Origin of the sequence: Kaistia adipata DSM 17808, assembly GCF_000423225.1 — a bacterium.
In the GTDB taxonomy this organism is placed as follows: domain Bacteria; phylum Pseudomonadota; class Alphaproteobacteria; order Rhizobiales; family Kaistiaceae; genus Kaistia; species Kaistia adipata.
Genome location: NZ_KE383991.1, coordinates 373,513 through 399,652, shown reverse-complemented (window position 1 = coordinate 399,652; position 26,140 = coordinate 373,513). Strand labels below are relative to the sequence as shown.

Annotated in this window: 20 protein-coding genes and 1 pseudogene; 11 read left to right on the top strand and 10 right to left on the bottom strand. The window is 65.6% G+C overall.

Going from position 1 to position 26,140, the window contains the following annotated elements:
- Window positions 1-9: 9 nt before the first annotated feature.
- Window positions 10-885 (bottom strand): SIS domain-containing protein, encoded by an 876-nt coding sequence (locus G539_RS27715; protein ID WP_342665068.1) that lies wholly within the window; start codon window positions 883-885, stop codon window positions 10-12.
- On the opposite strand from G539_RS27715, the gene G539_RS0114765 reads away from it, so the two are divergent.
- The gene (locus G539_RS0114765) at window positions 886-2,604 is read left to right on the top strand and encodes an FAD-binding protein (protein WP_245576888.1); all 1,719 of its coding nucleotides are present in this window, start codon (window positions 886-888) and stop codon (window positions 2,602-2,604) included.
- A 144-nt stretch (window positions 2,605-2,748) separates the two neighbouring features.
- Here G539_RS0114765 and G539_RS0114760 read toward each other — a convergent pair whose 3' ends face one another.
- Complete coding sequence (locus G539_RS0114760; RefSeq protein WP_029075878.1) at window positions 2,749-4,230, bottom strand: aldehyde dehydrogenase family protein; 1,482 nt, start codon at window positions 4,228-4,230, stop codon at window positions 2,749-2,751.
- A gap of 616 nt (window positions 4,231-4,846) precedes the next feature.
- On the opposite strand from G539_RS0114760, the gene G539_RS24940 reads away from it, so the two are divergent.
- The 8 genes from G539_RS24940 (at window position 4,847) to G539_RS24935 (ending at window position 14,325) form a co-directional block, all read left to right on the top strand.
- Complete coding sequence (locus tag G539_RS24940; protein WP_084640012.1) at window positions 4,847-6,085, top strand: CaiB/BaiF CoA transferase family protein; 1,239 nt, start codon at window positions 4,847-4,849, stop codon at window positions 6,083-6,085.
- 77 nt (window positions 6,086-6,162) lie between these two features.
- Window positions 6,163-6,627 (top strand): MaoC/PaaZ C-terminal domain-containing protein, encoded by a 465-nt coding sequence (locus G539_RS0114750; protein ID WP_084640011.1) that lies wholly within the window; start codon window positions 6,163-6,165, stop codon window positions 6,625-6,627.
- A 69-nt stretch (window positions 6,628-6,696) separates the two neighbouring features.
- Window positions 6,697-8,304, top strand: coding sequence for a choline dehydrogenase (locus G539_RS0114745; protein WP_029075876.1), 1,608 nt, complete (start codon window positions 6,697-6,699; stop codon window positions 8,302-8,304).
- Between the two features lie 88 nt (window positions 8,305-8,392).
- Entirely contained in the window at window positions 8,393-9,373 is a 981-nt protein-coding gene (locus tag G539_RS0114740) for an ABC transporter substrate-binding protein (protein ID WP_035831423.1), read from the top strand.
- Window positions 9,374-9,484: 111 nt separating this feature from the next.
- A complete protein-coding gene (locus tag G539_RS0114735) occupies window positions 9,485-11,014 on the top strand; it encodes a sugar ABC transporter ATP-binding protein (RefSeq protein ID WP_029075874.1) in 1,530 nt (509 codons plus the stop codon).
- A gap of 74 nt (window positions 11,015-11,088) precedes the next feature.
- Window positions 11,089-12,033 carry an ABC transporter permease gene (locus G539_RS0114730; RefSeq protein ID WP_029075873.1) on the top strand — a complete coding sequence of 315 codons (945 nt, stop codon included), beginning with the start codon at window positions 11,089-11,091 and terminating at the stop codon, window positions 12,031-12,033.
- Window positions 12,033-13,058, top strand: a complete 1,026-nt coding sequence (locus G539_RS0114725) for an ABC transporter permease (protein ID WP_029075872.1) — start codon at window positions 12,033-12,035, stop codon at window positions 13,056-13,058. Before G539_RS0114730 ends, G539_RS0114725 begins: the two co-directional genes overlap by 1 nt.
- Window positions 13,059-13,197: 139 nt before the next feature.
- A complete protein-coding gene (locus tag G539_RS24935; RefSeq protein WP_084640009.1) occupies window positions 13,198-14,325 on the top strand; it encodes a LacI family DNA-binding transcriptional regulator in 1,128 nt (375 codons plus the stop codon).
- Window positions 14,326-14,393: 68 nt separating this feature from the next.
- Here the strand turns inward: G539_RS24935 and G539_RS24930 are convergent.
- From G539_RS24930 to G539_RS0114680, 8 genes and pseudogenes are all read right to left on the bottom strand, one after another.
- Window positions 14,394-15,257 (bottom strand): annotated as a pseudogene (locus G539_RS24930) (CoA transferase).
- Between the two features lie 426 nt (window positions 15,258-15,683).
- Window positions 15,684-16,493, bottom strand: a complete 810-nt coding sequence (locus tag G539_RS0114710) for an ABC transporter permease (protein WP_029075871.1) — start codon at window positions 16,491-16,493, stop codon at window positions 15,684-15,686.
- Window positions 16,493-17,392, bottom strand: a complete 900-nt coding sequence (locus G539_RS0114705; RefSeq protein ID WP_029075870.1) for an ABC transporter permease — start codon at window positions 17,390-17,392, stop codon at window positions 16,493-16,495. The genes G539_RS0114710 and G539_RS0114705 overlap by 1 nt, the downstream gene beginning before the upstream one ends.
- A complete protein-coding gene (locus tag G539_RS0114700) occupies window positions 17,389-18,489 on the bottom strand; it encodes an ABC transporter ATP-binding protein (RefSeq protein ID WP_051231764.1) in 1,101 nt (366 codons plus the stop codon). The genes G539_RS0114705 and G539_RS0114700 overlap by 4 nt, the downstream gene beginning before the upstream one ends.
- A gap of 73 nt (window positions 18,490-18,562) precedes the next feature.
- Window positions 18,563-19,582: an ABC transporter substrate-binding protein gene (locus G539_RS0114695; RefSeq protein ID WP_051231430.1), complete on the bottom strand. Its 1,020-nt coding sequence runs from the start codon at window positions 19,580-19,582 to the stop codon at window positions 18,563-18,565.
- 105 nt (window positions 19,583-19,687) lie between these two features.
- Window positions 19,688-20,710, bottom strand: coding sequence for an AraD1 family protein (araD1, locus tag G539_RS0114690; protein WP_029075867.1), 1,023 nt, complete (start codon window positions 20,708-20,710; stop codon window positions 19,688-19,690).
- Window positions 20,710-21,486, bottom strand: coding sequence for an SDR family NAD(P)-dependent oxidoreductase (locus tag G539_RS0114685; RefSeq protein WP_029075866.1), 777 nt, complete (start codon window positions 21,484-21,486; stop codon window positions 20,710-20,712). The genes araD1 and G539_RS0114685 overlap by 1 nt, the downstream gene beginning before the upstream one ends.
- Before the next feature lie 7 nt (window positions 21,487-21,493).
- The gene (locus G539_RS0114680) at window positions 21,494-23,224 is read right to left on the bottom strand and encodes an IlvD/Edd family dehydratase (RefSeq protein WP_029075865.1); all 1,731 of its coding nucleotides are present in this window, start codon (window positions 23,222-23,224) and stop codon (window positions 21,494-21,496) included.
- Between the two features lie 230 nt (window positions 23,225-23,454).
- Between G539_RS0114680 and G539_RS24925 the strand changes: the two genes are divergently transcribed.
- A complete protein-coding gene (locus G539_RS24925; RefSeq protein WP_051231429.1) occupies window positions 23,455-24,276 on the top strand; it encodes an IclR family transcriptional regulator in 822 nt (273 codons plus the stop codon).
- Between the two features lie 707 nt (window positions 24,277-24,983).
- Window positions 24,984-26,039 (top strand): aldose epimerase family protein, encoded by a 1,056-nt coding sequence (locus G539_RS0114670; RefSeq protein WP_029075864.1) that lies wholly within the window; start codon window positions 24,984-24,986, stop codon window positions 26,037-26,039.
- Window positions 26,040-26,140: the final 101 nt, after the last annotated feature.

The following is a 26,140-nucleotide window of genomic DNA, read 5'->3' as shown; positions in this document are numbered from 1 at the left end:
GCCTCGGACCTATTCCAGGTTCGTGTGCCGGGCGCGCATCGCCTCCGGTGTGATTGCGACGCGCTCACGCAGCTTCAGCACCATGATCTCGAAGAGAACGAAGAGCGCGCCCTCATAGAGCGAGCCCATCGGGAGGATGGAGGTCTTCGCCGCGCCCTGGTCGTCGGCCATGGTTTGGGCCGGCAGGTGGAGCACCAGGTCGGCCATGCGTGGGGCCCGGCCATTCGGCTGTGCGGTGATCACGACGACCGTCGCGCCGGCTGCCTTGGCCACGCCGATCAGCGCCAGCGCCGTGGAGATCTCGCCGGGGCCGACCGTGACGAGGAAAACATCGCCAGGGCCGACCGGTGGGGTCGTCATGTCGCCTTCGACGGCGACCGGCACGCCCATGTGATAGAGGCGCATGGCGAAGCCCATGATCTGCAGGCGCTCGCGCCCGCCGCCGAACACCACCGTGCTCCTGGCCTTCGCGATGACGTCCACGACTTCGTCGACCTTGGCGTCGTCGAGGCGACTGAAGACGCTTTCAAGCTCCTTCAGGGCGCCTTGATAGGGGCTGCTGCTGACGCTGTTCACTTCTTGGTTTCCTCCTGCGGCGGGATCGGTTCCCGGATCGAGTGAAGCACAGGCGGCCGTCGCACTGCAAAGCATGATCGCGCCAAAGTCGCCGCTCTCAGACGTGATGATCGTCGGGTGTGGCCGGAGCGGTCGCGGCAGGACAAACCGCACGTGGTCCCGCCGGATGCGCCGATTGCCCTTGCCGTCGCGATTGGCTATATCATTTATGAAATCGCTTTCGTTCTCAACTATCGTCGTGATCGTTCTCTTGGCCGCCGACCGGCCGTCCGCCGGTGTCGGCGGGAAAGGACATGGATGCCCCAGCATGTGAGGGAGATCAGGACCGACGTTCTCGTGATCGGGAGCGGCGGGGCGGCTTTGCGCGCGGCGCTGGAGGCGCAGGAAGGTGGCGCCGAGGTCACGGTCGTCATCAAGGGCGAGTTTCGGCGGAGCGGCGCGACCTTCCACAGCGTCGCCGAAGTCGGTGCCTTCAACGTTCCCGACGGCGCCGGCGACCCTGACGACGGTCCCGATGCCTTCCTGAAGGACATTCTTGCGGCCGGGCAGGGCATGTCGGATCCCCGGCTCTCCGCGATCCTGGCGGACGAGGCCGAGGCGGCCCTGCGCTATCTGGAGGGCTATGGCGTCCATTTCGAGCGTACATGCGAGCGGGAGGGGGCACCCTATCTGACGTTCCAGGCCTGCTTCTCGTCGAGGCCGCGCTCGCACGTCATCAAGGACCATTTCAAGCCGATCGTGAAGGCGCTCGGCTCGGAGGCGACGCGGCGCGGCCTGTCTGCGCTCGATCGGCTGATGATCAAGGACCTGATCGTGCGCGACGGCGAGTGTCTCGGGGCGGTCGCGGTCGATGCCAGAGGCGAGCTGGTGGTGATCCGGGCCAAGGCGACGATCCTGACCACCGGTGGGGCGAGCCAGCTCTTCCGTACCAATCTCTACCCCTCGGACATCACCGGCGACGGATACGCCATGGCGCACCGCGCTGGCGCGCATCTCGTCAACATGGAGTTCATGCAGGCCGGCGTCTCGATCATCGATCCATTCGTCAACCTGTTCGGTAACTATCTCTGGGATGCGCGCCCCAACCTTTCGGATCGCGACGGGCGGCCGTTCCTGTCCGACTATCTGCCGGAGGGGCTGAGTATCGCGGCGGTGATCGCCGAGAAGCAGCGCCACTTTCCGTTCAGCTCGAGCGACATCTCACGCTTCATCGAGATCTCGATCCAGAAGGCGATCAACGAGGGCAGGGGCACGGACAAGGGCGGGCTATGGCTCGACTTCATTCATGACGACCTCGATTCCATTCTCCAGGACCAGAGTCGCAGCGTCGCCCGCATGTGGCCGCTGACCTATGACTGGTACAAGGAGCGTGGCACCGATCTGAGCAAGGACAAGGTCGAGATCACCTGCTCGGCGCATGCGATCAATGGCGGCCTGCGGATCGACCAGGATGCCCAGTCCAACATCAGGGGCCTGTTCGCGGCCGGCGAGGTGGCGGCGGGGCCGCATGGCGCGGACCGTCTCGGCGGCAACATGTCGGTGACATGCCAGGTGTTCGGCGGTCGTGCCGGCCGCGCGGCCGCTGCGCGCGCCCGCGCGATCGATCACCGGATGATCGCCGATCCGCTCGAGGGGCATGACGCTCTGCCGAGCGGCCCCGCGGCGGGCGCGACGCAGGATCTCGCCGTGTTGCGGCAGCGGCTGCAGATTGCCGCCAACCGCCATCTGCTGATCCTGCGCGACGAGCAAGGGTTGCTGGCCTTTCGCGAGGAATGCGCGGCGCTACGCCAAGAGCTTGACGAAACGGCGCGCATCGAGACCCCGGCGGATGTCGTCCAGGCGCTGGAGCTCGGCAACCTCATCGCGGTGGGGGAGCTGATGGCGCTCGCGGCGCTGGCGCGTCCCGAGAGCCGGGGTAGCCACTATCGCGAGGACTGTCCGGCGCGTGACCCGGCTTTTGCGCAGAACATCCTGCTCGATCGCCATGCCGAGCACGGCTTCTTCCGCGCCCGCCTGGGCGATCTCTAGAGGGCGGCTCGCCGGGGGGCGCTTCCGTTGTCGGAGGCGCTGCCGCCCGTTGGGGGCAAAAAGGGGCGCTACGAGGCATCGTAGCGCCCTTGAGTTCGGGGCCGGGGTTCTAGCGGGAGCGGGAGGTCTCCGGCCCCGGGGAGATCATCCCTTCTGGGGATAGTAGGGCTCGCGCTTGCCGAGATGGGCAAACACCGTCTTGATGTTGGTGAACTCGTCGAAGCCCGCTTGACCCATTTCGCGGCCGAAGCCGGAGGCCTTGTAGCCGCCGAATGGCATCTGCGGCGCGCCGTCGATCGTCGTGTTGATCCAGACCGAGCCGCTGCGCAGCTTCGGCGTGATCTGGTGCGCCGTGTCGAAGTTCTTGGTCCACAGCGAGCTGGCGAGACCATAGGCGGTGTCGTTGGCAATGCGGACGGCCTCGTCCTTGTCCTTGAAGCGGACGATCGACAGCACCGGTCCGAAGATCTCCTCGCGGAAGATCGTCATGTCGCTCGTGACGTTGTCGAAGATGGTCGGCTGCACGAACAGGCCGTCCGTTTTCTCGCTGGCCCCGCCGCCGAGCCGCAGTGTCGCGCCCTCGGCCTTGCCCTTGTCGAGGTAGGAGCAGACTTTGTCGAAATGCCTGTCGCTGATCATTGCGCCGACATCGGCGTTGTCGGCATGCACGTCGCCGAGCTTCAGCGCCCGGGCGCGCGCCACGAGGCGCTCGACGAAATCGTCGGCGATGGCCTCGTCGACGAGCAGTCGCGTCGCCGAGCAGCAGCATTCGCCTTGGTTATAAAATATGCCGTAGAGAGAGCCGTCTATGGCGTCCTCCAGATCGGCGTCGGCGAAGACGATGTTGGCCGACTTGCCGCCCAGCTCGAGCGAGACGCGCTTCAGCGTTTCGGCCGAGTTGGCGAGGATGCGGCGGCCAACAGCGGTCGAGCCGGTAAAGGAGACGAAGTCGACGTCGGGGCTCTTGACAATCGTCTCGCCGACCGGGTCGCCATAGCCGGTCACGACGGAGAGGGCGCCGTCCGGCAGGCCGGCGATCGCGCCGAGGCGGGCGAGTTCGAGCGCCGTGCCAGAGGTGAACTCGGACGGTTTCACCACAATGGTGCAGCCGGCCGCGAGGGCGAAGGGTGCCTTCTGGGCGAAGATCAGCGCCGGGAAGTTCCACGGGATGATCATGCCGACGACACCGACCGGCTCGCGGTGGATCCAGCCTGCTTTCTGCGAGCCAAGATTGGTGTAGGCCTCGCCATGCACCTGCATCGCGAGGCCGGCGGCGAAGTGTGTGAGCGAGACGACGTTGTGCAGGTCGCTGCGCGCCTGGCGGATCGGCTTGCCGACCTCGTCGACCTCGATGCGGGCGAGGCGCTCCAGATTCTCCTCGATCAGATCGGCCCAGCGCCGCACGACGGCGGCGCGCTCCATGCCGGTCATCTGCGGCCAGGGGCCATTGTCGAAGGCTTCACGCGCATCGGCGATGGCGGCGGCTGCATCCGCCGCGGTTCCCTCGGCGAAGCGCGCCACGAGGCGGCCCGTCGCGGGGGAGGCGCGCTCGATCGTCTTCGCTGGGGTCTGGTCGGCGCCGGCCAGATGGTGGCCGTAGTCGCGGGTGGTCGAAACTTGGTTCATCGGTGCGTTCCTTGCTGAGTACTTGAGGCGCGAGGGGCGGATCGCTGGACGACCCGCTCTATCGTTGGCGAACTGCAAACGCGCCCATTCCCCTCCCGGCCCGGCCTTGGCTGTGTTCTTCGCCGTCGGATCGCCCATCTCAGGATGTGTTCGCCGGCATAGGCCGTGTCGCCGCGCCGACCTCGCGCTCGAGCGTCACGCCGTCGTCATCCTTCGGATAGAACGCGCTCCTTCCTGACCTGTTGGCTACTTTCGCGCTTGTCGTTCCTGCTCGCATGGCGTGTCGCCTGCGTCGTGCAGGCAGCTTTCGCAGGTTTCATCCTGTCGCGCTGCGCGCAGAATTGCTGTGTCAGCGAAGCGAGTAATGAAACCGATTTCATTTCGAGATGCTACCGACTTTGCGTCGGCGTTGCAATGTTCGATCGCAGGATTTGGCTGTCCTTGGCTTCCGGAGATAGGGAAGGGAGACGCTGCGTTTCGGGTTGAGCCGCAACGCAGCCGTTGTCAGTATCGCGTTGCGGCGGAAGGGTCCTGGTTGCGGCCATTGCCACGCGGGAGTAGTTGCGGTATGCGTCTATGAAATCGCTTTCAGAAAACGAATTTGTTCGGAGGGGCAGTGCGTCATCTCGAGGGCATTCGGATCGTCAGCTTCAATCACTTCCTGATGGGTCCGGTCGGCATCCAGTTCCTCGCGGATCTTGGTGCGGACGTTATCGCGGTAGAGCCGGTCGAAGGGGCATTCCAGCGCAAATGGGGCGGGGCGAACCGCTTCCTCGACGGGCAGACCATGCTGCAACTCACGGGCAACCGGAACAAGCGCAGCCTCGCCCTGGATCTCAAGAATCCCGAGGGCCTGGCGATCGCGCGCAAGCTGGTGGAGAGCGCCGATGTCGTGGCCGAGAACTATCGGCCCGGCGTCATGGACAAGCTCGGCCTCGGCTATGAGGACATCCGCAAGGTCAATCCGCGCATCATCTACGCCGCCGCGTCCGGCTTCGGTCCCGACGGCCCCTATGCGAAGCGGCCTGGACAGGATCTGATCGTCCAGGCGATGTCCGGCCTCGCCGCGATCACCGGCACGCAGGAGGATGGGCCGCGCGGCGTCGGTGTCTCCGTGGTCGACCATCATGGGGCAGCTTTGTTCGCCGCCGGCATTCTTGCCGCGCTCTTCCGGCGTGAGCGTTCCGGTGAGGGCGGTCGCGTCGACGTCAGCCTGCTCAACGCGGCGCTGGATCTGCAGATGGAATCGCTGGTCTGCTACATGAACGGTCCGCGCGATGACGACATTCGTCAGACCGGTCGGATCTCGGGCTGGTACTACGGTGCGCCCTATGGAATCTACGCGACCCGCGACAGCTTCATCGCCATCTCGCTCGGCACGATGGAGGCGATCGCCGATGCCATCGACATTCCCGAGATCGAGCGGGTTCCCAGTTCCGAGGCCTATGCCCGGCGTGAGGAGGCTGCGGCGAGCATCGCGCGGGCACTGAAGAAGGCGACGACCGAGGCGTGGAGCAAGATCTTCGCCGAGCGCGGAATCTGGCATTCATCGGTCAATGACTATAGCCGGCTCGCCGAGGATCCTCAGGTCCTCCACAATGGCAATTTCGTCACCGTGCCGGGCTCGACCGGCTCGCCCGTGACACTGGTCACCCACCCGGTCCGCTATGATGGCCAGGCGCCGGAGGTGCGGCTTCCGCCGCAGAAACTCGGTGCTCAGACGGCCGAGGTTCTGGCGGAGATTGGCTACGACGAACCGGGTATTGCCGCTCTGCTGCGTGACGGGATCGTGGGCGGGGAATTCGTCGTCGATGGCGAGGCGCCGCGCGGCGCGCGGCCCGTTCGGTCCGAGTAGCGATCAGAGACCCGGTTTCGATCCCGGTCCATCAATTCTTCGATTTGCAGGGCCCAGGAACGGGCAAGGACGAGGCCATGATGACGAAATCGATGCATGCAGAGATTGGCGACGCGGTGCGTTTCTCCAAGACGGTGAGCGAGGCCGATGTCTATCTATATGCCGGCATCACCGGCGACTTCTCGGGCAATCACGTCAACGAGGAGTTCATGAAGAAGTCGGTCTATGGCCATCGCATCGCGCATGGCGCGCTGACCATCGGGTTCATGTCCACCGCGTCGACGCTGATGATCGATCGCAGCCTGTCACAGGGCATCGATTCGACGCCGGTATCGCTCGGCTATGACCGCGTTCGTTTCTTGAGTCCGGTGTTCTTCGGCGACACCGTGAATGTCACCTACACGATCAAGGAAGTCGATGTGGAGCGTCGCCGGACGCGGGCACAGGTCGACGTTCATAAGCAGGACGGTACCCTCGTCGCGGTGGGCGAACATCTTCTGAAATGGGTGAAGAACGAGGGTGCGGAGCGCGAAGCCGCGTAGGCGCTTCGGCGTCTGTGCCGCGGCGGTCCCCGACTGGGAGGGGCAGCGCACGACCGGGAGGAAGGGACCATGACTGACTACGTGATTGTGGGCGCGGGCTCCGCGGGCTGCGTCCTCGCCAACCGGCTGAGCGCGGATCCCTCCACCAGTGTCATATTGATCGAGGCGGGCGGACGCGACAGCAATCCGTTCATCCACATGCCGGCCGGCTATCGGCAGCTGATGATCTCGGGCGCGGTCGATTGGGGCTACCATACGGTGCCGCAGAAGCACTGCTGCGGCCGTTCGTTCCAGTGGCCGCGCGGCAAGGTCCTCGGCGGATCCAGCTCAGTCAACGGCATGGTCTATATTCGCGGGCATGCCTCCGACTATGATGGTTGGGCGCAGATGGGCAATCGCGGCTGGTCCTATTCGGACGTGCTGCCCTATTTCAAGCGCGCGGAGAATTGGGAGCTCGGCGAGGACGAGTTCCATGGCGGCAGTGGACCGCTGCATACGTCGCGCGTGCACGACTTCCATCCGCTCGCGCGGGCTTGGCTGGAAGCAGGTGTTCAGGCGGGCTATCCGCGCAACCCCGACGTCAACGCGTCGAGCCAGGAGGGGTTTGGCCCGCTCGACAGTACGATCAAGAATGGGCGCCGCGCCAGCACCGCCTATTGCTATCTGAAGCCCGCGCTGTCGCGCCCCAATCTCAAGGTAATCACCCGCGCGCTCGCCTCGCGCGTCCTCATCGTGGGCGGCCGCGCCGTCGGTGTTGAATATGTCCGCAACGGCCGCACCGAGGTGGTGCGCGCCGACGCCGAAGTGATCCTCGCCGGTGGCGCTATCAACTCGCCGCAACTCCTCCAGCTTTCCGGTGTCGGTGATGGTGACCATCTGCGCTCCGTCGGCATTCGTACTGTGCAGGAGCTCCCGGGCGTCGGCCAGAACCTATCTGACCATGTCGCGACCGAGATCCAGCAGCAATGCACGCAGCCGATTTCGCTGCTGCGTGAACTGAAGCCCCTCAATGTTGCCAAGGCGCTGGTGCGCTACGCGCTGACACGTAGCGGTCCAATCGCTCATCCGGGCATCCAGGCCGTCGGCTTCGTGAAGACCCGCCCGGATCTGGTCGCCCCGGACATCCAGTATCACTTCATCATGATCATGTATGGCGAGCACGGGAAGACGCTGCACGAACTGCATGGCTACCAGCCGCTCATCAACGTGCAGCGGCCCGAGAGTGTCGGGACCGTCCTGATTCGTTCTAGCGATCCGACGAAGCACCCGGAGATCGATCCCAACTACCTGGCTGCCGAAGAAGACGTGCGGGTTCTGCGCGACGGTATCAAGATTTGTCGGGACGTCCTGACGCAAAAGGCATTTGATCCCTACCGCGGCACTGAAGTTTCCCCTGGACGTGACGTTAGGACAGATGCTCAGATCGATGATTATGTGCGTCGGTCGGCGCACACCCAGTACCATCCGGTTGGTACCTGCAAGATGGGTATTGATGCGATGGCCGTAGTTGATGCCAAATTGAAAGTCCATGGTCTGGAGGGGCTGAGGGTGATCGATGCTTCGGTGATGCCGAAGATGGTGAGTGCGAATACCAATGCCGCCACGATCATGATCGCTGAAAAAGGGGCTGACATGATCCTGAGGCCGAATGCCGGCTACGCCGAGAGCGTGGCCTGAAGCAGGGAAGGGGCCTTTGGGAGAAGGGCCTCGAGCAGAGGACGCGGAGATCGGACCCCGCTCAAACCGGTCCGAGGGAGGAAGTGAAATGATCAATCGTCGTTCGTTGCTGCAGATCGCCGCCGGTGGCGCCGCGATCGGAGCCTTCGGTCTGCGTCCGGCCTATGCGGACATGCCGAAGCTGAAGGAGAAGGACACGTACAAGATCGGTTTCGCCCAGACCGAGAGTAACAATCCGTGGCGCCTGCAGCAGACGAAGAGCATGCAGGACGAGGCCAAGAAGCGCGGCTGGCAGCTGGTCTATACCGACGCCGCCGGTTCGGCCGCCAAGCAGGTCGCCGATGTGCGCTCGATGATCGCGCAGCGCGTCGACGTCATCCTGCTCGCGCCGCGTGAAGAGCGTCCGCTGATCCCGGCCGTCATGGAAGCCAAGAAGGCGGGCATCCCGCTTTTCCTGATTGACCGCGGCGTCGATCCGAGCCTGGCCAAGGGCGGCGAGGACTACGTTGCCTTCATCGGGTCGGACTTCGTCGAGGAAGGTCGCCTGGCCGCCGAGGCGCTGACCAAGGCCGTCAATGGCGAAGCCAAGATCATCGAACTCGTCGGAACCGTCGGCTCGTCGCCGGCCAACGATCGCGCCAAGGGCTTCGCGGACTACATCAAGGATCATCCTGGTATGCAGGTGATCGCTTCGCAGTCCGGCGATTTCGCCCGCGACAAGGGCCGCCAGGTCTTCGAGACGCTCTATCAGGCGCATCCCGAGGCGACGGCGCTCTATTCGCACAATGACGAGATGTCCATGGGCGCCATCGCTGCCATGGAAGCTGCCGGCAAGGTTCCGGGCAAGGACCTGATCATCGCTTCGATCGACGGAACCAAGGACGCGGCCCAGGCGCTGATGGACGGCAAGATGGTCGTCGTGGTCGAGTGCAATCCGAACTTCGGTCCGGCCGCATTCGACGCCGTCGTCAAGTACGGCAAGGGCGAGACGATCGCGCCGCGTCTCGTCAACAAGGATCGCGTCTTCACCAAGGAGAACGTCGCGGAGTACCTGCCGGAGGCCTATTGAGCCCTGCAGGCGGGCGTCGCTGGCGCCGCCCGCCGTCTCAGCCTCGACCATTCCTTGCGACAGTCGCCGCCTTTCGGGCGGCGGCTGTCGTCAGCTACGAGACAATCGTCCATGGCCACCGCAGAACCATTTCTGTCGATGCGAGGCATCGACAAGTCATTCGGCAATATCCCGGCCCTGACCGGTGCCTCGCTGGAAGTCAACGAAGGCGAGGTGATGGCCCTGATTGGCCAGAACGGCGCTGGCAAGTCCACCATGATCAAGGTTCTCAACGGGTTCTGCCGCAAGGATGCAGGGGGCATTACCTTCAACGGCGAGACTTGGTCGGCGTCATCGCCCGAGATGGCGCAGCGCGGTGGCGTCTCCACGATCTTCCAGGAAATCAACCTCATCCCGTTCCGCACGGTGACTGAGAACATCTATCTCGGCCGTGAGCTCAAGAACCGTTTCGGCCTGCTCGACCTGCGGCGGATGCATGACGGCGCGCGGGCGCTTTTGGCCGAGTTCGACGTCGATGTCGACGTCCGCCGGCCGCTCGGCGAGTTCTCGACCGCCATCCAGCAGATGGTGGCGATCGCGCGGGCTGTCTCGTTCGAATCCCGCCTCGTCATCATGGACGAGCCTACCTCCTCGCTCGACGAGCACGAAGTGGCTGTCTTGTTCGAGACCATTCGCCGACTGAAGGCCAAACGGGTGGCCGTCGTCTTCGTCAGCCACAAGCTGGACGAGCTTTACGCCGTCTGCGACCGTGTCACGGTCATGCGGGACGGGCGCACGGTCGCCGTCTCGCCGATGTCGGAAATGTCCAAGCTGCAGCTCGTTGCCACGATGCTCGGCCGTGATCTCGCCGAAGTGCGCCGCGCCGGCGCGACGGCCTTCACCGAGGGTACGCGCGCGATCGGCGAGGAGTTGCTTTCGGTCCGGGACGTGGCTGTCGGGCGTCGCGTGCATGATGCGAGCCTCTCCGTCCGCCGCGGCGAGATCGTCGGCCTCGCCGGCCTGCTCGGCGCCGGCCGCACCGAGACGGCACGCGCCATCTATGGCGCCGGCCCGCACGAGAAGGGCGAGATCCGCCTGCTCGGTAAGAAGACCGATTTCACCGAGCCGGTGGACGCCATTCGCGCGGGCATCGGATTCTGCTCCGAGGACCGCAAGCATGAGGGCATCATCCCCGGCATGTCCGTCCGTGAGAACCTGACGCTCGCATTGCTGCCGGCTCTGTCACGCGCCGGCATCGTCGACGAGGCGCGCCAGCGTGAGATCGTGCTGCGCTTCATCAAGGAGATTGGGATCAAGTGCTCGAGCCCGGAGCAGAGGATCCGCGAGCTCTCCGGCGGCAACCAGCAGAAGGTGCTTCTGGCGCGCTGGCTTTGCATGAACCCGAAGCTGCTGATCCTGGACGAGCCGACGCGCGGCATCGACGTCGGCGCCAAGGCTGAGATTCAGCGCCTCATCCGCAAGCTTGCCGATGATGGGCTCGGGGTGCTGATGATTTCGTCTGAGATCGAGGAAATCGTAGAGGGCGCCGATCGCGTCTTCGTGCTGCGGGACGGCCGCACCACCGTCGAACTCGACGGCGCGGCAATCACCGAGCCGGCAGTGATGGGTGCCATGGCCCACGGACATGGAGATGTCGAATGAGCTCCGCCCTCGAAAACGCACCCGCGCCGGTGCCGGGAAGCGTCGGCACTCCACCGCGGACGGGCGTCGCTTCGATGTTGTCGCGCGGCCATGTCGGCACGCTCGCCGCGCTGATCGCGCTGCTCATCTTCAACTTCCTCTTCACGCCTCACTTCGCCACAATGCAGACGCTGTCAGTGAACCTGACGCAGGTCTGCGTCATCGTCATCGTCGGCGTTGGCATGACGATGGTGATCGCGACAGGCGGCATCGATCTGTCGGTCGGCGCGCTGATGGCGATCGCTGGGGCATTTGCCCCGCAGATCTTCCAGGGTCTGCTGTTTCCCGTACCGAACCTCTATGTCGGCATCGCGCTCGGGATCATCTTGCCGGTCATCCTCGCGGGCTGTTTCGGCTTGTTCAATGGCTGGCTGGTGGCCAATTTCCGCGTGCAGCCGATCATCGCGACCCTGATCCTGTTCATTGCGGGGCGCGGCATCGCGCAGGTCTGGACCAATGGCGACCTGCAGGTCTTCAAGGTGCCGGAGTTCCAGCAGATCGCCATTGGCCGCGTGTTCGGCGTACCGTTCCAGGTCTGGATCATGCTGGCCTTGGTGCTGATTTCTGCCTGGGCGCTCCGGCGGACCGTATATGGCCGGCAGGTGCTCGCGGTCGGCGGCAATGAGCAGGCGGCCTGGCTGGCCGGCATTCCCGTCCGACGCGTGAAGATGCTCGTCTATGTGATCTCGGGTGTCTGCAGCGGTATCGCCGGCCTCATCGTCATCGCGATGAACTCGGCCGCCGACGCCAACCTGATCGGGATGGGCATAGAGCTCGACGTCATCGCGGCCGTGGCCGTCGGCGGCACGCTATTGACCGGCGGACGCGCGACCATCATCGGCACGCTGCTCGGCGCGCTGATCATCCAGCTCGTGCGCTACACACTTCTCGCCAATGGCGTGCCCGATGCGGCGGCTCTGATCGTCAAGGCCGGCCTGATCGTTCTCGCCGTCTGGCTGCAAAGGCAGGATCGCGCCTAATGCCCCGTCTTCACGCTTCCGCCGGTTTCGGTGCCCTTCTCGCCCTCGTGCTAATCATCACCTTCGGCGCCTGGCGCTATGATGGCTTCATCAGCGAGTACAACGTGCTCAGCGTCCTGCGCTACAATTCCATGTTCGCGCTGGTCGGCCTTGGCATGTGTTTCGTGATCATGACGGGCGGCATCGACCTCTCGGTCGGATCGGTCGCGGCGATGTCCAGCGTCGTGGCGGCCTATCTCAGCCCGTACGGGCTCGTCGCCGGCCTCGCGGGTGGCCTGGTCGCCGGCCTCGCTGCCGGCATCATCAACGGCTTCATCATCTCGAAGATGAAGATCCTGCCGTTCATCGCCACGCTGGCGACGATGCTGGCGGCATCCGGCGTGGCCCTGCTGCTCTCGAACCAGCAGTCCGTGCCGGCTTCGTACGAAACCAATTTCATGGCGCTCGGTCAGGGCGACTTCCTTGCCCATGCGCCCGAGTGGGTCACGGGTGATGACGCAGGCCTTCTCGGCGGCCTGATCCGCATCCTTTTCGGCTTCCCGATCCCCGCCTGGATCGCGCTCATTGCCTATCTCGTCGGCTCGCTTATCCTCAACCGCACACCCTTCGGGCGGCACGTGCTCGCGGTCGGTGGCGGCGAGGAGGCCTCGCGTCTGATGGGCCTGCCGACGGACCGGACGATCTTCTTCGTCTATGTCATGTCGGGTTTCCTGGCCGGTATGGCCGGCGTGATCCTTGCGGCCCAGTTCGGCGCCGGCCAGCCCATTGAGGGCGTCGGCTGGGAACTCTTCGCCATCGCCTCGGTCGTGGTCGGCGGCACGCTGCTCACAGGCGGCAAGGGGTCCGTCGGAGCGACCCTAGTCGGCACGCTCCTGCTGGGCATCCTGTTCACCGTCCTCAATTTCGAGAACGGCATGGGTTGGATCAGCCTCAGCGCCTACTGGCAGTCCGTGCTGCGTGGTGCCTTCCTGTTGGTGGTCGTCATCCTGCAGAGCCGTCTGACGCGCTCGGCCGCGGCCGCCTGACGGCGGCCGTCGCCTTGGTGCCGCTGGCCGGAACGGCTGCGCTCCGGCCTTTCGCATCCGGTAGCGCCAGCCTCCGTATCCCGCGACAAGTCAGGCCGGTCGACTTGCGGCGACCAGGCTTCTGATCCAGAGTCCGGACATGGACAAGACGGACAAGAAAACGCCATCGCAGCGCAAGGGACAGGCGGATACCTCGCCCCCGCCGGCGCGCGCGAAGCTCGAACATGTGGCGCGTCTCGCCAAGGTATCGCTCGCGACGGCGTCGCGGGCGATCAACCAGCCCGACATCGTGCGGCCGGAGATCCGGGAACGCGTGCTGCATGCCGTCGAGATGCTCGATTACACGCCCGATCGCATGGCGAAGGCGCTGAGCTCCGGCCGCACCCATACCGTTGGCGCCGTGGTGCCGACGCTCGGCAATGCCATCTTCGCCGATGGCGTCGAGGCACTGGAGGCTCGGCTCGGCGCGCGCGGCTACACGCTGATCCTGTCGCATTCGCAATACGACCCGCTGCGCGAGTTCCGCCAGATCCGCGCCATGCTCGAATACGGCGTCGACGGCCTGGTGCTGGTCGGAGACTCCTTCGCCCCGGACGCTCTGCCGCTCATCCGGCATCATCGCACCCCGTTGGTCACGACCTATGTCTGCGCGTCGCGCCAAGGCATTCCGGCGATTGGCATCGACAATCGCCAGGCGACCTACCGCATGGCGCGCTACCTGATCGAGCTTGGGCATCGGGAGTTCGCCGTCATCGCCAATACCGGCTTGCCGAATGATCGTTCGCGGGCGCGGCTAGACGGCGTTCTGGACGCGATCGCGGAGGAGGGAATCCGCCTGCCGCCGGACCGCATTTTCGAGGCGCCGCTGCCCAGCATCGTCGCCGGTCGCGAGGCGTTCCGCCGCCTTCGCGCCGCCCATCCGTCCGTCACCGCCTTTCTCTGCACTACCGACGCCATGGCCGTCGGCGCGGTCGCGGAGGCGCGGCGCGAAGGTATCCGCGTGCCCGAGGACATCTCGATCACCGGCTTCGACGACGTCGAGATCGCCGCGGAGACGGATCCGCCGCTGACGACCGTCAACGTGCCGGCGAGCGAGATTGGGACGGTTGCCGCCGACCAGCTGATCGCCATCATCGAGGGGGCTCCGGCCGGGCCGATTTCGCCGTTCGAGGCGAAGCTGGTGGTGCGTGGGTCGACCGGCCCCGCAGCTGCGCCGGTCATCCGGAAACGCCGCTCTTCAATGCGGCGGGCCTCCGGCTTGGCGTGAGCTTGAAAGCGCTTTCTTGGGGCGGTGCGCGGGTGGTGGATCCGGTCTAGGAAGGGCGGGCGTCGGCATCAAACCGTCTCGGCGGTGAGCGCTTCCATTGGCCGGGATGCCGCGACCGCCCGGCTTGCGAGGAGCCGCGCGACGTCCTCGGGGCGGTAGCCGAGTTCGCCCATGATCTCGTGCGTGTGCTCGCCGATCTCGAGGGCCAGAACGTGCAGTTCGGATACGGTCCCGTCATACCGGTTGGGGTGGTTGACGAAGTGCAAGGTCCGGCCGCGCACGGTGATCTCGCGGAAGACCTCGGCATGGCCCTGCAGATCGAGCCCGGCATTGAGCAGGCTGGCCTCGACGCGCGTGCCGACACCCTCGCCGAGGCGGCGCACCAGGGCGCCGAGGATGCCGAGCGCGAGCAGCGCGCCGCCGTGATGGTCGACGATGGCCGCGCCGACGGGAGTGGGGCCGCCGGAGGGCGCGCCGGTGACGCCGATCAGTCCCGAGCGCGCCTGCATCAGGAGGTCTTGGCCGGGCATCTGCGCCATCGGACCCGTCGAACCGAAGCCGGAAGCGGAGGCGAAGATGGCGTTCCGGTTGATGGCGCGCAGCTCCGCCTCGCTGAAGCCGAGCTTGTCGAAGACGCGGGGGCGGAAGTTCTCCATGACCACGTCGGCGCCGCCGATCAGTCGACACGCGACTTCGCGGTCTTCCTTGCTCTTCAGGTCGATGCCGATCGAACGCTTGTTGCGGTTGGCGCAGAGATAGAAGCCGCTGATGCCCTCGACGAAGACGTCGGCACCGGATCAGCGCCGCTCATGCGCGCCGTCGATCGGCTCGACCTTGATCACATCGGCGCCCATATCGGCCAGATATTGCGCGCCCGCCGGGCCTTGCAAAAAATGACAGAAGCTGACGATGCGGATTCCATTGAGCAGCATTTGGGCCGACCATTTTCTGCAAGCGCGGATGCCGTTCGGGACGTGCGGACCGCATCCTGCATGGGCTCCGCGTTGAAATCGTGGAAATCGGCCGTGCGCATCAGCCGTGCAGCGGGTGGCGATCGGCGGGTCGATCTCGAAGCGAGATTGTCGGTGATGCGCCGGCAGATCTGGTGGGAATACGGGTTGCCGATGTCGTCGACAATCATGCGTTAGGTCGTTGAGCGGCGCCAGTGTTTAGCATCCCCGAGCGGCGCCGCCGGCATCCGAGCTGCTGGATCGAATCCACCCCCATTCGCATGCGCCAGCCGCGAGCTGGCCGTCTCAATCACTCGTCTCGCCTGCGAGCCAGCCCGACGCCTTTTTCGGTCGTCGTGAAGGCGAAAGCGTTGCTGTTGCCACCGTTGCCACGATGAGCCGATCGAACTAGTCCTCGTCGGAGCCGGCGACCGCCGACTTTGGCATGAGGAAGCGGACAGCGATCAGGCACAGCGCCGTCGTGAACAGCAGCACCAGCGCGACGAGCGCGTTGATGTCGGGCGTGAAGCCGAGCCGCATCATTGCCCACAGGCGGACGGGCAGGGTGCTCTGCGTGCCGGTGACGAGCAGGGTGATCATCGTCTCGTCGAAGGAGAGCGCGAAGGCGAGCACCGCCGCGCCGACCATGGCGCTGGAGAGGTTCGGCAGCAGCACCAGGCGGAAGGTCTGCCAGCGACTGGCGCCGAGATCGTAGGAGGCCTCGACGAGGCTGCCGCTCAGCGATTGCAGTCGCGTCAGGATGGTGCGGTAGACGAGCGCCAGCACGAAGACCGTGTGACCAATGATGATCGTCACCAGCGAGCGTTCGAACTCGACCTGTCGGAAGAAGATCAGCAGCGCCAGGCCGGTGATGATCGGTGGCATCAGGAAGGGCAGGAAGATGATGAACTGTAGGAAGCCGCGCCCCTTGGCGTTGGGCGAGGTGTAGTAGAGCGCGATGCCGGTGCCGAGCACGACCGAGCAGACGACCGCGCCGGAGCCGACGACGAGCGTCGTCCACAGCGCGTTCAGCACGCCTTCGTTGGCGGCGAGCGCGACATAGGCCGAGGTCGTCGGCTGCGACCAGTCGACGGCGCCATGGCTGACCGTGAAGAAGGACGACACGATCGGCACCATCAGCGGGCCGTAGAGCAGGATGAAGACGAACAGCGTCATCAGCACCAGGAGGGCCGGGGCGATCCTGTCGGCGAGGCGCATCACTGGATCCTCCCGCGACTGCTCTCGACCCGGCCGCCGAGCCGGATCGCAATGATGACGACGGCGGCGAGGATGACGGAAAGCGCCGCGCCAAAGGGCCAGTTGAAGGCGGTTCCGAACTGGCTGTAGATGATCCGCCCGAAGGTGAAGCCCGACTGGCCGCCGACCATCTGCGGCGTCAGGAAGTCGCCGATCGCCAGCACGAAGACGAAGCTCATCGCCGACAGTGTGCCGGGCAGGCTCAGGGGAACGGTCACCCGCCAGAAGGTCTGCGCGTTGCTGGCGCCGAGATCGGCCGAGGCATGGCGGAGCGCCTTCGGGATCCGCTCGAGCGACAGGAAGATGGGCAGCACCGCGAACGGGATCAGCAGCACCGTCAGTGTCAGCAGTACGGCGTTCAGGTTGAAGACGAACAGCATGGAGGGCTTGTCGATCAGCCCGGTCGCCAGCAGCGCCCTGTTGAGCATGCCGTTGCCGCCGAGGATGCTGCGGACGGCGTAGATCTTGATGACGTAGCTCATCAGGAGCGGCACCAGCAGCAGCACGAGCAGCACGTAGCGGCGGCGACCGCGCAGCGTCGTCAGAAAATAGGCGACGGGGAAGGCGAACAGGACGCAGAGCACGGCGACGGCGAGGCAGAGCAGGCAGGTGCGCCAGAAGATCGGCAGGAACACCGGGTCGGTGAAGAAGCGGACATAGTTGGCGACCGTCGGCGTGAAGACGATGTTGCCCTTGTCGACGCTGAAGAACGAATAGCCGAGAAAGAGCGCCATCGGCGCCAGCACGAACCAGATCGGCACGGCATAGGCAGCGAGCGCCGCGAACCACGGCACCAGCCGGCTCGGACTCGGATGGGCGGCGGGCGCCTCGACGCCGGCATCGGCGACCCGGCTGCTCATGCCGGCACCAGACGGCAGGTGCTCGCCGGCACGACGAAGGTGACGGTATCGCCCGGTCTGAGCGACGCCCCGCCGGGGCGGCTCGGCATGCGCGCCTTCAGCGACAGGCCGGGATCGTCGAGCGCCGTCGCGGTCGCCATGGTCGAGGCGCCGGCGAAGGCGACCTGGCCGATCGAGACGGGGAAGCGGTTTTCGCCAGCGGCGTCGTCGCCGATCGTAACCGCCTCGGGACGGCAGACCGCGAAGGCGGGACTGCCCTCGGGCGCCGCCGCCATGTCGGGCTGGCCGTCGACGGCGCAGATCACCCGTCCCGCTGCCGTGTCGATCGATCGCGTCTTGCCGTCGGTCGGTCCGAGGGTGCCGGGAATGAGGTTGTTCTCCCCGAAGAACTTGGCGACGAATTCGCAGCTCGGCCGGTAGTAGACCTCATGCGGCGAGCCGATCTGCTGGATGCGGCCGCCATTCATGACGCAGATCCGGTCGGCCATGGCGATCGCCTCTTCCTGGTCGTGCGTGACGAACAGGAAGGTGGTGCGGATTTCCGTCTGGATCGACTTCAGGAAGCTCTGCATGTGGCGGCGCAGCTCGACGTCGAGGGCGGCGAGCGGCTCGTCGAGCAGGATCAGGCGGGGCCGGCAGATGATGGCGCGGGCGAGCGCCACGCGCTGGCGCTGGCCGCCGGAAAGCTGGGCCGGAAAACGCTTGCCGAGAGGGCCGAGCTGCACGAGTTCGAGCGCGTCGGCGACGCGTTTGGCGATCTCGGCGCGCGGTGTGCCGCGCACGGCGAGGCCGTAGCCGACATTGCCCTCGACGGTGAGGTGCGGGAACAGTGCATAGTCCTGGAACACCGTGTTGAACGGGCGCTGGTTGATCGGCATCGCGGCGATGTCGCGGCCGTCGAGCAGGATCTCGCCGCCGGACGGCTTGGTGAAGCCGCCGATCAGGCGGAGGATGGTGGTCTTGCCCGAGCCGGACGGCCCGAGAATGGTGATGAACTCGCCATCGCGGACATCGAGATCGATGTCGTGCAGGATGGCGGTCGCGCCATAGGATTTCGAAACCGACCGCAGTTTCAGGAGCACACCGGCTTCGTTCATCGTCATTCCGGACCATCGGCAGGAGGAGACCGTCCGCGACGACCGCGGACGGCTGGATTGTCGTTCGGAAACGCTACGGCGCCGCCTTGATCTCGTTCCAGAGGTCCGACCGCTTCAACGGGTCTTCGACGCTTTCGAGCCAGACCAGCTTGTCGCCGTCGCTGGCGTTGCTGCTGGCGGTGACGGTGTTGCCGAAACCGGTCCGCTCCGAGAGCTGGGCGCCGATCTTCTTGTCGAGCAGGAAGTTGACCCACTTCTCGGCCGCCGCCTGGTCCTTGACGCCGCTGGTCATCGCCCAGTTGTCGAGCCAGGACAGCGAGCCTTCCTCCGGCGCGACATAGGCGACATGCGCGCCGACCTTCTGCAGCGCCTTCAGCTGCTGCTGGCCGTAATTGGCCCAGATCAGCGCGACGTCGTTGTTGTGGTAGATCTGCATCGCCTCGTCGGCGGTGGTGTAGAAGCTCAGCGTATTGCGCTTCAGGTCGACCAGCTTGTCCTTGATCTTGGCGAACTGCTCGTCGGTCAGGTGGAACGGGTTCTCGATCCCCTCGGTGAGCGCGGTGAAGGAGAAATTGTGCTCGCCATTGTCATAGGCCAGCACCTTGCCCTGGTACTGGGGATCCCACAGCACGGTCATCGAGGTCGGTGCCGGCTTCACCTTGTCGGTGTCGTAGATCAGGCCGATCGAATCGAAGCAGAACGGGATGCCGTAGACCTTGCCGTCGCGGGTCATGCCCTTGATCGCGGAAAGGTCCCGGAAGCGCGGCAGCACGTCCTTCTGGTTCGGGATCTTGGAGAGGTCCCACGGCTTGACCAGGCTGGCGTCGATATAGCGCTGCAGCTGGGCCGTATTGACGGCCATGACGTCGAAATCCTTGCCCTCGCTGCCCTTGATCTTGGCCCAGATCTCGTCGTCGCTGCCGATGAAGACGACGTCGACGTCGATGCCCGTCTCCTTGGTGAAGTCCTTCACCCAGTCCGGGTCGGCATAGCCTTCCCAGGCGAGGACACGCAGCGTCTCGGCCGATGCGCTGGAGGCCCACAACCCGGCCGCCAGCGCCGCGGCGCCCAGGACATGTTTGAATCCGATCACGATGTTTCTCCTCTGGCTGGTCTGGGGTGTTCGGAGCCCCTTGGCCGCGGTGGCGGTTGGGGCTCTCTTGCTTGGTTCAGTCCAGGTCCGGCGACGGCGCCAACGTCAAAGCGGCGTCACGGAGATCCGCTTTTCCGCCGGGCCCGCGGTCATGCGGTTGCGCAGCGGCTTGCCGAAGGTCGGCGAGACGATCTCGAACTCGTCATTCACCTCCGTCTTCACGTTGGAGGCGTAGCTCATCGCGTCTGCGCCGAAGAAATAGGCGTGCAGGTCGCCCGGCCGGCAGAACATCGGATAGCGGAAGTGGTAGTGCTCGAGATTGGCGATCGAGTGCGACATGTGGCTTTCGCCGGACAGGAACGTCTCGTCCCAGACCACCGCGCCGTCGCGGATGATCCGGACATGGCCGCTAACTTCCTGCGGCAGCTCGCCGAGCAGCAGTTCCGGACCGAGCGAGCATTCGCGCAGCTTGGAGTGGGCGAGATAGAGGTAGTTCTTGCCCTCGGTGACGTGGTCGGAAAAGTCGTTGCCGAGCGTGTAGCCGATGCGGCGCGGCTGGCCGTCGAGGCCGACGATGTAGAGGCCGACGATCTCGGCCTCCTCGGCGCCGGCGAGCGCGAAGCCCGGCAGCTCCAGCGGCGCGCCGGTCGGCACGACGCAAGTGCCGACGCCCTTGAAGAACCATTCCGGCTGGATGCCGATCTCGCCCTCGGCCGGCTTGCCGCCCTCGAGGCCCATGCGGAAGATCTTCATCGAGTCGGATTCGTCGGCGTCGGGTCCGTGCGTCAGCATGTGCATGCGGTTGCGCGCGGTGGCGCTGCCGGTATGGGTCAGCCCCGTGCCGGTGATCAGGAAGCGCGCCGGCTCCGGATGGTCGAGCGGCGGCAGCACGCGACCGGCCTTCAGCACCGCGTCATAATCGAGCGCCGCCTCGCGCGGCGTGGCGGCGACGAGCGCCTCCAGCCCGGTTGCCGTCTCCAGGCTGTGCTGCGCCAGCTCGTAGGTGGTGGCGAAGCCTGAAAGCGGCGAGAGCGTCTCGCCATCGGCGCCGACGACCGCGACCTTGCGCTCGCCCGCCTCCGTCTTGAACTGAACCAGCCGCGTCCGGCCTTGATCGACGCCGCGCATCAGACCCACCCCCCGTCAACGATAAAATTCTGCGACGTGCACATCCGACTGTCGTCGGCTGCCAGGAACAGCGCCATGCGTGCGATGTCGGACGGCTGGACGCGGTCCTGCAGGCACTGGCGGTCGGCGATCTGGCGCTCGCCCTCCGGCGTCAGCCAGAGGCGGATCTGGCGCTCGGTCATGACCCAGCCGGGGATCATGCAGTTGACGCGGATCCGTTCCGGGCCGAATTCGCGCGCCAGCGCGCGGGTCAGGCCGGTGATGGCGGCTTTGGAGGTGACATAGGCAGGGCAATCGCCATCGCCGACCATCCAGGTGATCGAGCCGAAATTGACGATCGAACCGCCGCCGGCCTCCTTCATCATCGGCCGTACGGCCTGTGCCGCGAAGAACTGATGGCGCTGGTTGACCGCGACGCGATCGTCCCAATAGGCGACGGTGACATCCTCGGTGCGGTGGCGATCGTCGTTGCCGGCATTGTTGAGCAGGACGCGGATGGCGCCGTGCTTTTCCTGCGTCGCACGGATGGCGGCCTGCAGCGCCTCGATGTCGCGCAGGTCGCAGGGGATGAAGTCGGGGGCTCGATGGCCTTCGGCGCGGACGCTCTCGACCACGGCGCGCGAGGCTTCCTCGGCCATGTCGACGAAGGTGACGATCGAACCTTGCGCGCAGAAGTGACGGACCAGGCTTTCGCCGATGCCGCTGCCGCCGCCGGTGATAAAGACGACGCGGCCGTCCAGGCTCGGATACACCGCGAAGGGGAAATCGTGTTCCATCGGCGCCTCAATGAGAATGGCGGGGGATGCCCGCTTCGCGTTTGCCAAGCAGGAAGTCGAAGTCGCAGCCCTCGTCGGCCTGCAGGACGTGTTCGACGAAGAGTTTCTGGTAGCCGTTGACGCCTTCATGCGCAGGTGGGCTCCATTCGGCGCGGCGCGCGTCCAGCTCGGCGTCGGAGACGTCGAGATGCAGGCGGCGGCCGGCGACATCGAGCTCGATCATGTCGCCGTCGCGCACCAGGGCGAGCGGACCGCCGGCGGCGGCCTCGGGCGCGGTATGCAGGACGACGGTGCCGTAGGCGGTGCCGCTCATGCGGGCGTCGGAAATCCGCACCATGTCGGTGACGCCCTGCTGCAGCAGCTTGGCCGGAAGCGGGATGTTGCCAACCTCGGCCATGCCCGGATAGCCCTTCGGGCCGCAGTTCTTCAGCACCATGATGGAGCTGGCGTCGATATCGAGATCGGGATCGTCGATGCGCTGGTAGTAGTGCTCGATGGTCTCGAAGACGACGGCACGGCCGCGGTGCTGCATCAGCGCGTCGGTCGCCGCCGACGGCTTGATGACGGCGCCGCCGGGGGCGAGATTGCCGCGCAGCACGGCGATGCCGCCCTGCGGCGTCAGCGGCTCGTCGAAGGAGCGGATGACTTCGCCATTGTAGTTGGGCGCATCGGCGATGATCTCGCCGATGGTCGGGCCGGCGACGCTCGGCGCGTTGCCATGCAGCAGGCCGTGCTCATCGAGGACGCGCATGACGGCGCGCAGGCCGCCGGCATAGTAGAAGTCCTCCATCAGGTAGCTGCCGGAAGGCATCAGGTCGACGATGGTCGGCACGTCGCGGCCGAACTTGTCCCAGTCGTCGAGCGACAGGTCGACGCCGAGGCGGCGAGCGACGGCGATCAAGTGGATGACGGCGTTGGTCGAGCCACCGATGGCGCCGTTGACGCGGATGGCGTTCTCGAACGCCTCGCGGACGAGGATCTTCGACATCTTCACGTCGTCGCGCACCAGCTGCACGATGCGGCGGCCGGCTTCCTGCGCCAGGATGGCGCGGCGGGAATCGACGGCGGGTATGGCGGCGTTGTCGGGCATGCCGATGCCGAGCGCCTCAACCATCGAGGCCATCGTCGAGGCGGTGCCCATGGTCATGCAGCTTCCGGCGGAGCGGCTCTGGCCCTGTTCGGCGGCGAGGAAGTCGTCGACCGACATGCGGCCGGCCTTCACGTCCTCGTAGAATTTCCAGACATGCGTGCCGGAGCCGATCGCCTTGCCGCGGAAATTGCCGTTCAGCATCGGGCCGCCGGAGACGGCGATGGTCGGCAGGTCGCAGCTCGCCGCGCCCATCAGCAGGGCCGGCGTGGTCTTGTCGCATCCGACGAGCAGAATGACGCCGTCGATCGGGTTGGAGCGGATCGATTCCTCGACATCCATCGAGGCCAGGTTGCGGAAGAGCATGGCCGTCGGGCGCATGTTGCTCTCGCCGAGCGACATGACGGGGAATTCGAGCGGGAAGCCGCCGGCTTCGTAGACGCCGCGCTTCACCTGTTCGGCGATGGTGCGGAGATGCGCGTTGCAGGGGGTCAGTTCCGACCAGGTGTTGCAGATGCCGATCACCGGGCGGCCGTCGAAGACGTCAGCCGGATGCCCTTCGTTCTTCATCCAGCTTCGATGCATGAAGGCATTCTTGCCCGCTCCCCCGAACCAGGAGGTGGACCGATATTTGCGTGGCTCATCCGCCATGGGTGCCTCTGGATCTGTTTCTTATTGAAAAATACTATTCTGTATTACATGATGCTGTGCTCTTTCCCCGTACAAGTCAACAGACCGTCTGCACGGATGGAACATGCGGGATTGCGCTTGGCCGGACCTGGTTCGGCTGCTAGAAGTTTTGCATTGAAGAATGACGTTTCTTGATGCCAAAGAGATGGCCGCGCATCGATGGCGGAGATCTCCCGGAGGACTGACCGCCAATGACGGATGAGCGCTATAGGGTGCAGAGCCTCGGCCGCGCCCTCGATCTGCTCGACAGGATTGCCGAAAGCGGCCAGGACGGCGCGCGGCTGACCGATCTCGCCCGCGACATCGGCCTGTCGAAGCCGGCAGCCTACGCGATTCTCGTCACGCTCCGGGCGCGCGGCATCGTCACCGATGTCGGCGAGGGCATGACGCGGCGCTATCGCCTGGGCCTGTCGCTGCTGCGCCTCGGCGATCTCGCCGTATCGAACACGGGGCTTGCCGACATCGCGCTGCCCATCCTGCGCGACCTGACCCAGGCGATCGGCATGACCTCCCGCGTCGCCATGATGGATGACGGCTTCGCGGTGGTGATCGGCCGCGTCGATGCGCCGGGCGCCATTCGCTTCAACGCGGCGCTGGGCCGCCGCGAGCGGCCGCATTGCTCCGGTGTCGGCAAGGTCCTGCTGGCGGCGATGCCGCGCGCGAACGCGCTGGAACTCGTCGAGCGGGTCGGCCATTCGCCGCGGACGCCGAAGACGCTGAGCACGATCGAGGCGCTGAATGCCGATCTCGACCAGATCGCCGTCCGCCAATACGCGATCGACGATGAAGAGGATCACGAGGGCATCATCTGCGTCGCCGCGGCCGTGTTCGGGCGGGACGGCCAGACGGTCGGCGCGATCAGCGTCACCACGCTCAAGCAGCTTCTGCCGCAGGAGGCGGTCGGCTCGATCGCCGGGCCGCTGGTCCAGCACGCCGACCTGATCTCGCGGGCGCTGGGCGGTCCGACAGCGGCCGAGGCCTGGTTGCTCCGGCCGCCGTCGGGAACCAGATGAGAACACCGAAAGCCGGATCGTCGGCGTCGCCGTTGATGTGCGCCAGATCAGGCCGGCCGCCACGTTGGCGCTGTTGGTTTGATCCTGTCGCTGTCGTCTCGACTTCTTCGCGCCAAATCGTTCCTCGCGACCCATGCGAACCTGTCATTTGCAGGCATTCCGGCGGGCGAGGGCTTCGCCATGGAGAGCGTCGCGCGCCGATTTGTCCGGCATCTTCCGGGCTGGCTCGCGGTTCGCGGCTGCGCGTCTGGCGATATCGATCCTGACCGCAGCGAAGCGGGGTGCGGATTGACAATCTGCTGCCCCAATGGAAGTCTAACTTCTATGCGGAATACTGTACGGTATTGCGAAACAAATTCGGCGCCGGCCAGAAACTGCACAAGCAGACGCCAGCTTCAGGGAACTCACTGGGAGGAGTGGCTATGAGGCGTACCCTGCTGGCGGCTTCACGGAGGGCTGCCGATGCTTGGCCTGGGCGGTCGCGCTGTTGCCGCAGAACTCGTTGATCTCATGCAGATGAAGTCGGGAGCGGGCAAGCGCGGCTCGCAACATCGACACCGCCGGCTCGGCGGCCAAGCAGGCCGCCGGCGTTCGCTCGAGGGGCGCCCGGAAGGTCATTTTCATCCTGTTCGCGCCGCGCGTCCGCCCTTCAGAGGGTCTGTCGCGCGCGGACCTTCCTTTCAAACTAGGCTCGGGGGAGAGCAAAATTGATCGAGAGCTTCGTGTTCGGGCATCTGGACGGGGAAGTCGTCCGTGGTTTCGTTTTGCGCAATCGCAACGGCCTGTCGGCCAAGCTGATCACCTATGGCGCGCGGTTGACCGAACTGCATGCCCCGGGGCGCAACGGCGAGATGGTCGACATCGTTCTCGGCTTCGACGACGTCGCCTCCTATGTCGCCACCGACACCTATTTCGGCGCCACCTGCGGCCGCTACGGCAACCGCATCCGCGATGGCCGCTTCTCGCTCGACGGCGAAGCGTTCCAGCTGTCGCTGAACGAAGGCGCCAACCATCTGCATGGCGGCATCGCCGGCTTCGATCGCAAGAACTGGGACGCGACCGTCGACGAGGCGACCAACACGGTTACCTTCACGGCGGTGTCGCCGCATGGCGAGGAGGGCTATCCCGGCACTGTCAATCTCTCGGCCAGCTACCGGCTGACCGATGACGACCGGCTGGAGATCGCCATTCGTGGCATGACCGACCGGCCGACGATCCTGAACGCCGTGCACCACACCTACTGGAACCTTGCCGGCCACGGCAGCGGCGATGTCCGCGACCAGGTGCTTGCCCTCAACTCCGATTTCTACACGCCGATCGACGCGGAACTGCTGACCACCGGCGAGGTCCGCGCCGTTGTCGGTACGCCGTTCGACTTCAGCACCCCGAAGCCGATCGGCACGGATATCGACGCGCTCGCCGATGTCGGCACCGGCCATCTCGTCGGCGGCGGCTATGACCACAATTGGTGCCTGAAGGGGGACGGGGAAGCGCTTCGCCTCTGCGCCCGCGTCGTCGATCCGGCCTCGGGCCGCGGCCTCGAGTTGCACACCACCGAGCCTGGCGTGCAGTTCTACACCGGCGGCTATTTGAGCGAGACGGTGATCGGCAAGTCGAACACGCCCTATTGCCGCTTCGCCGGCTACACCTTCGAGACGCAGAAGTTCCCGGATACGCCGAACTTCGCCCACTTCCCGAGCACGATCGTCTCGCCGGGGGAAGTGTACGACCATCGCATGTCGGTTCGGCTCTTCGTCGAATAGAGATCGGCAGGCTCGCGAAACAAGTTGCCGCCACGTCGGAGCGCGTGGGCCGAGGGCGGCGAGGCCGGTTGCTGGCTTCTACCGCTGCGTGAACGATCGAC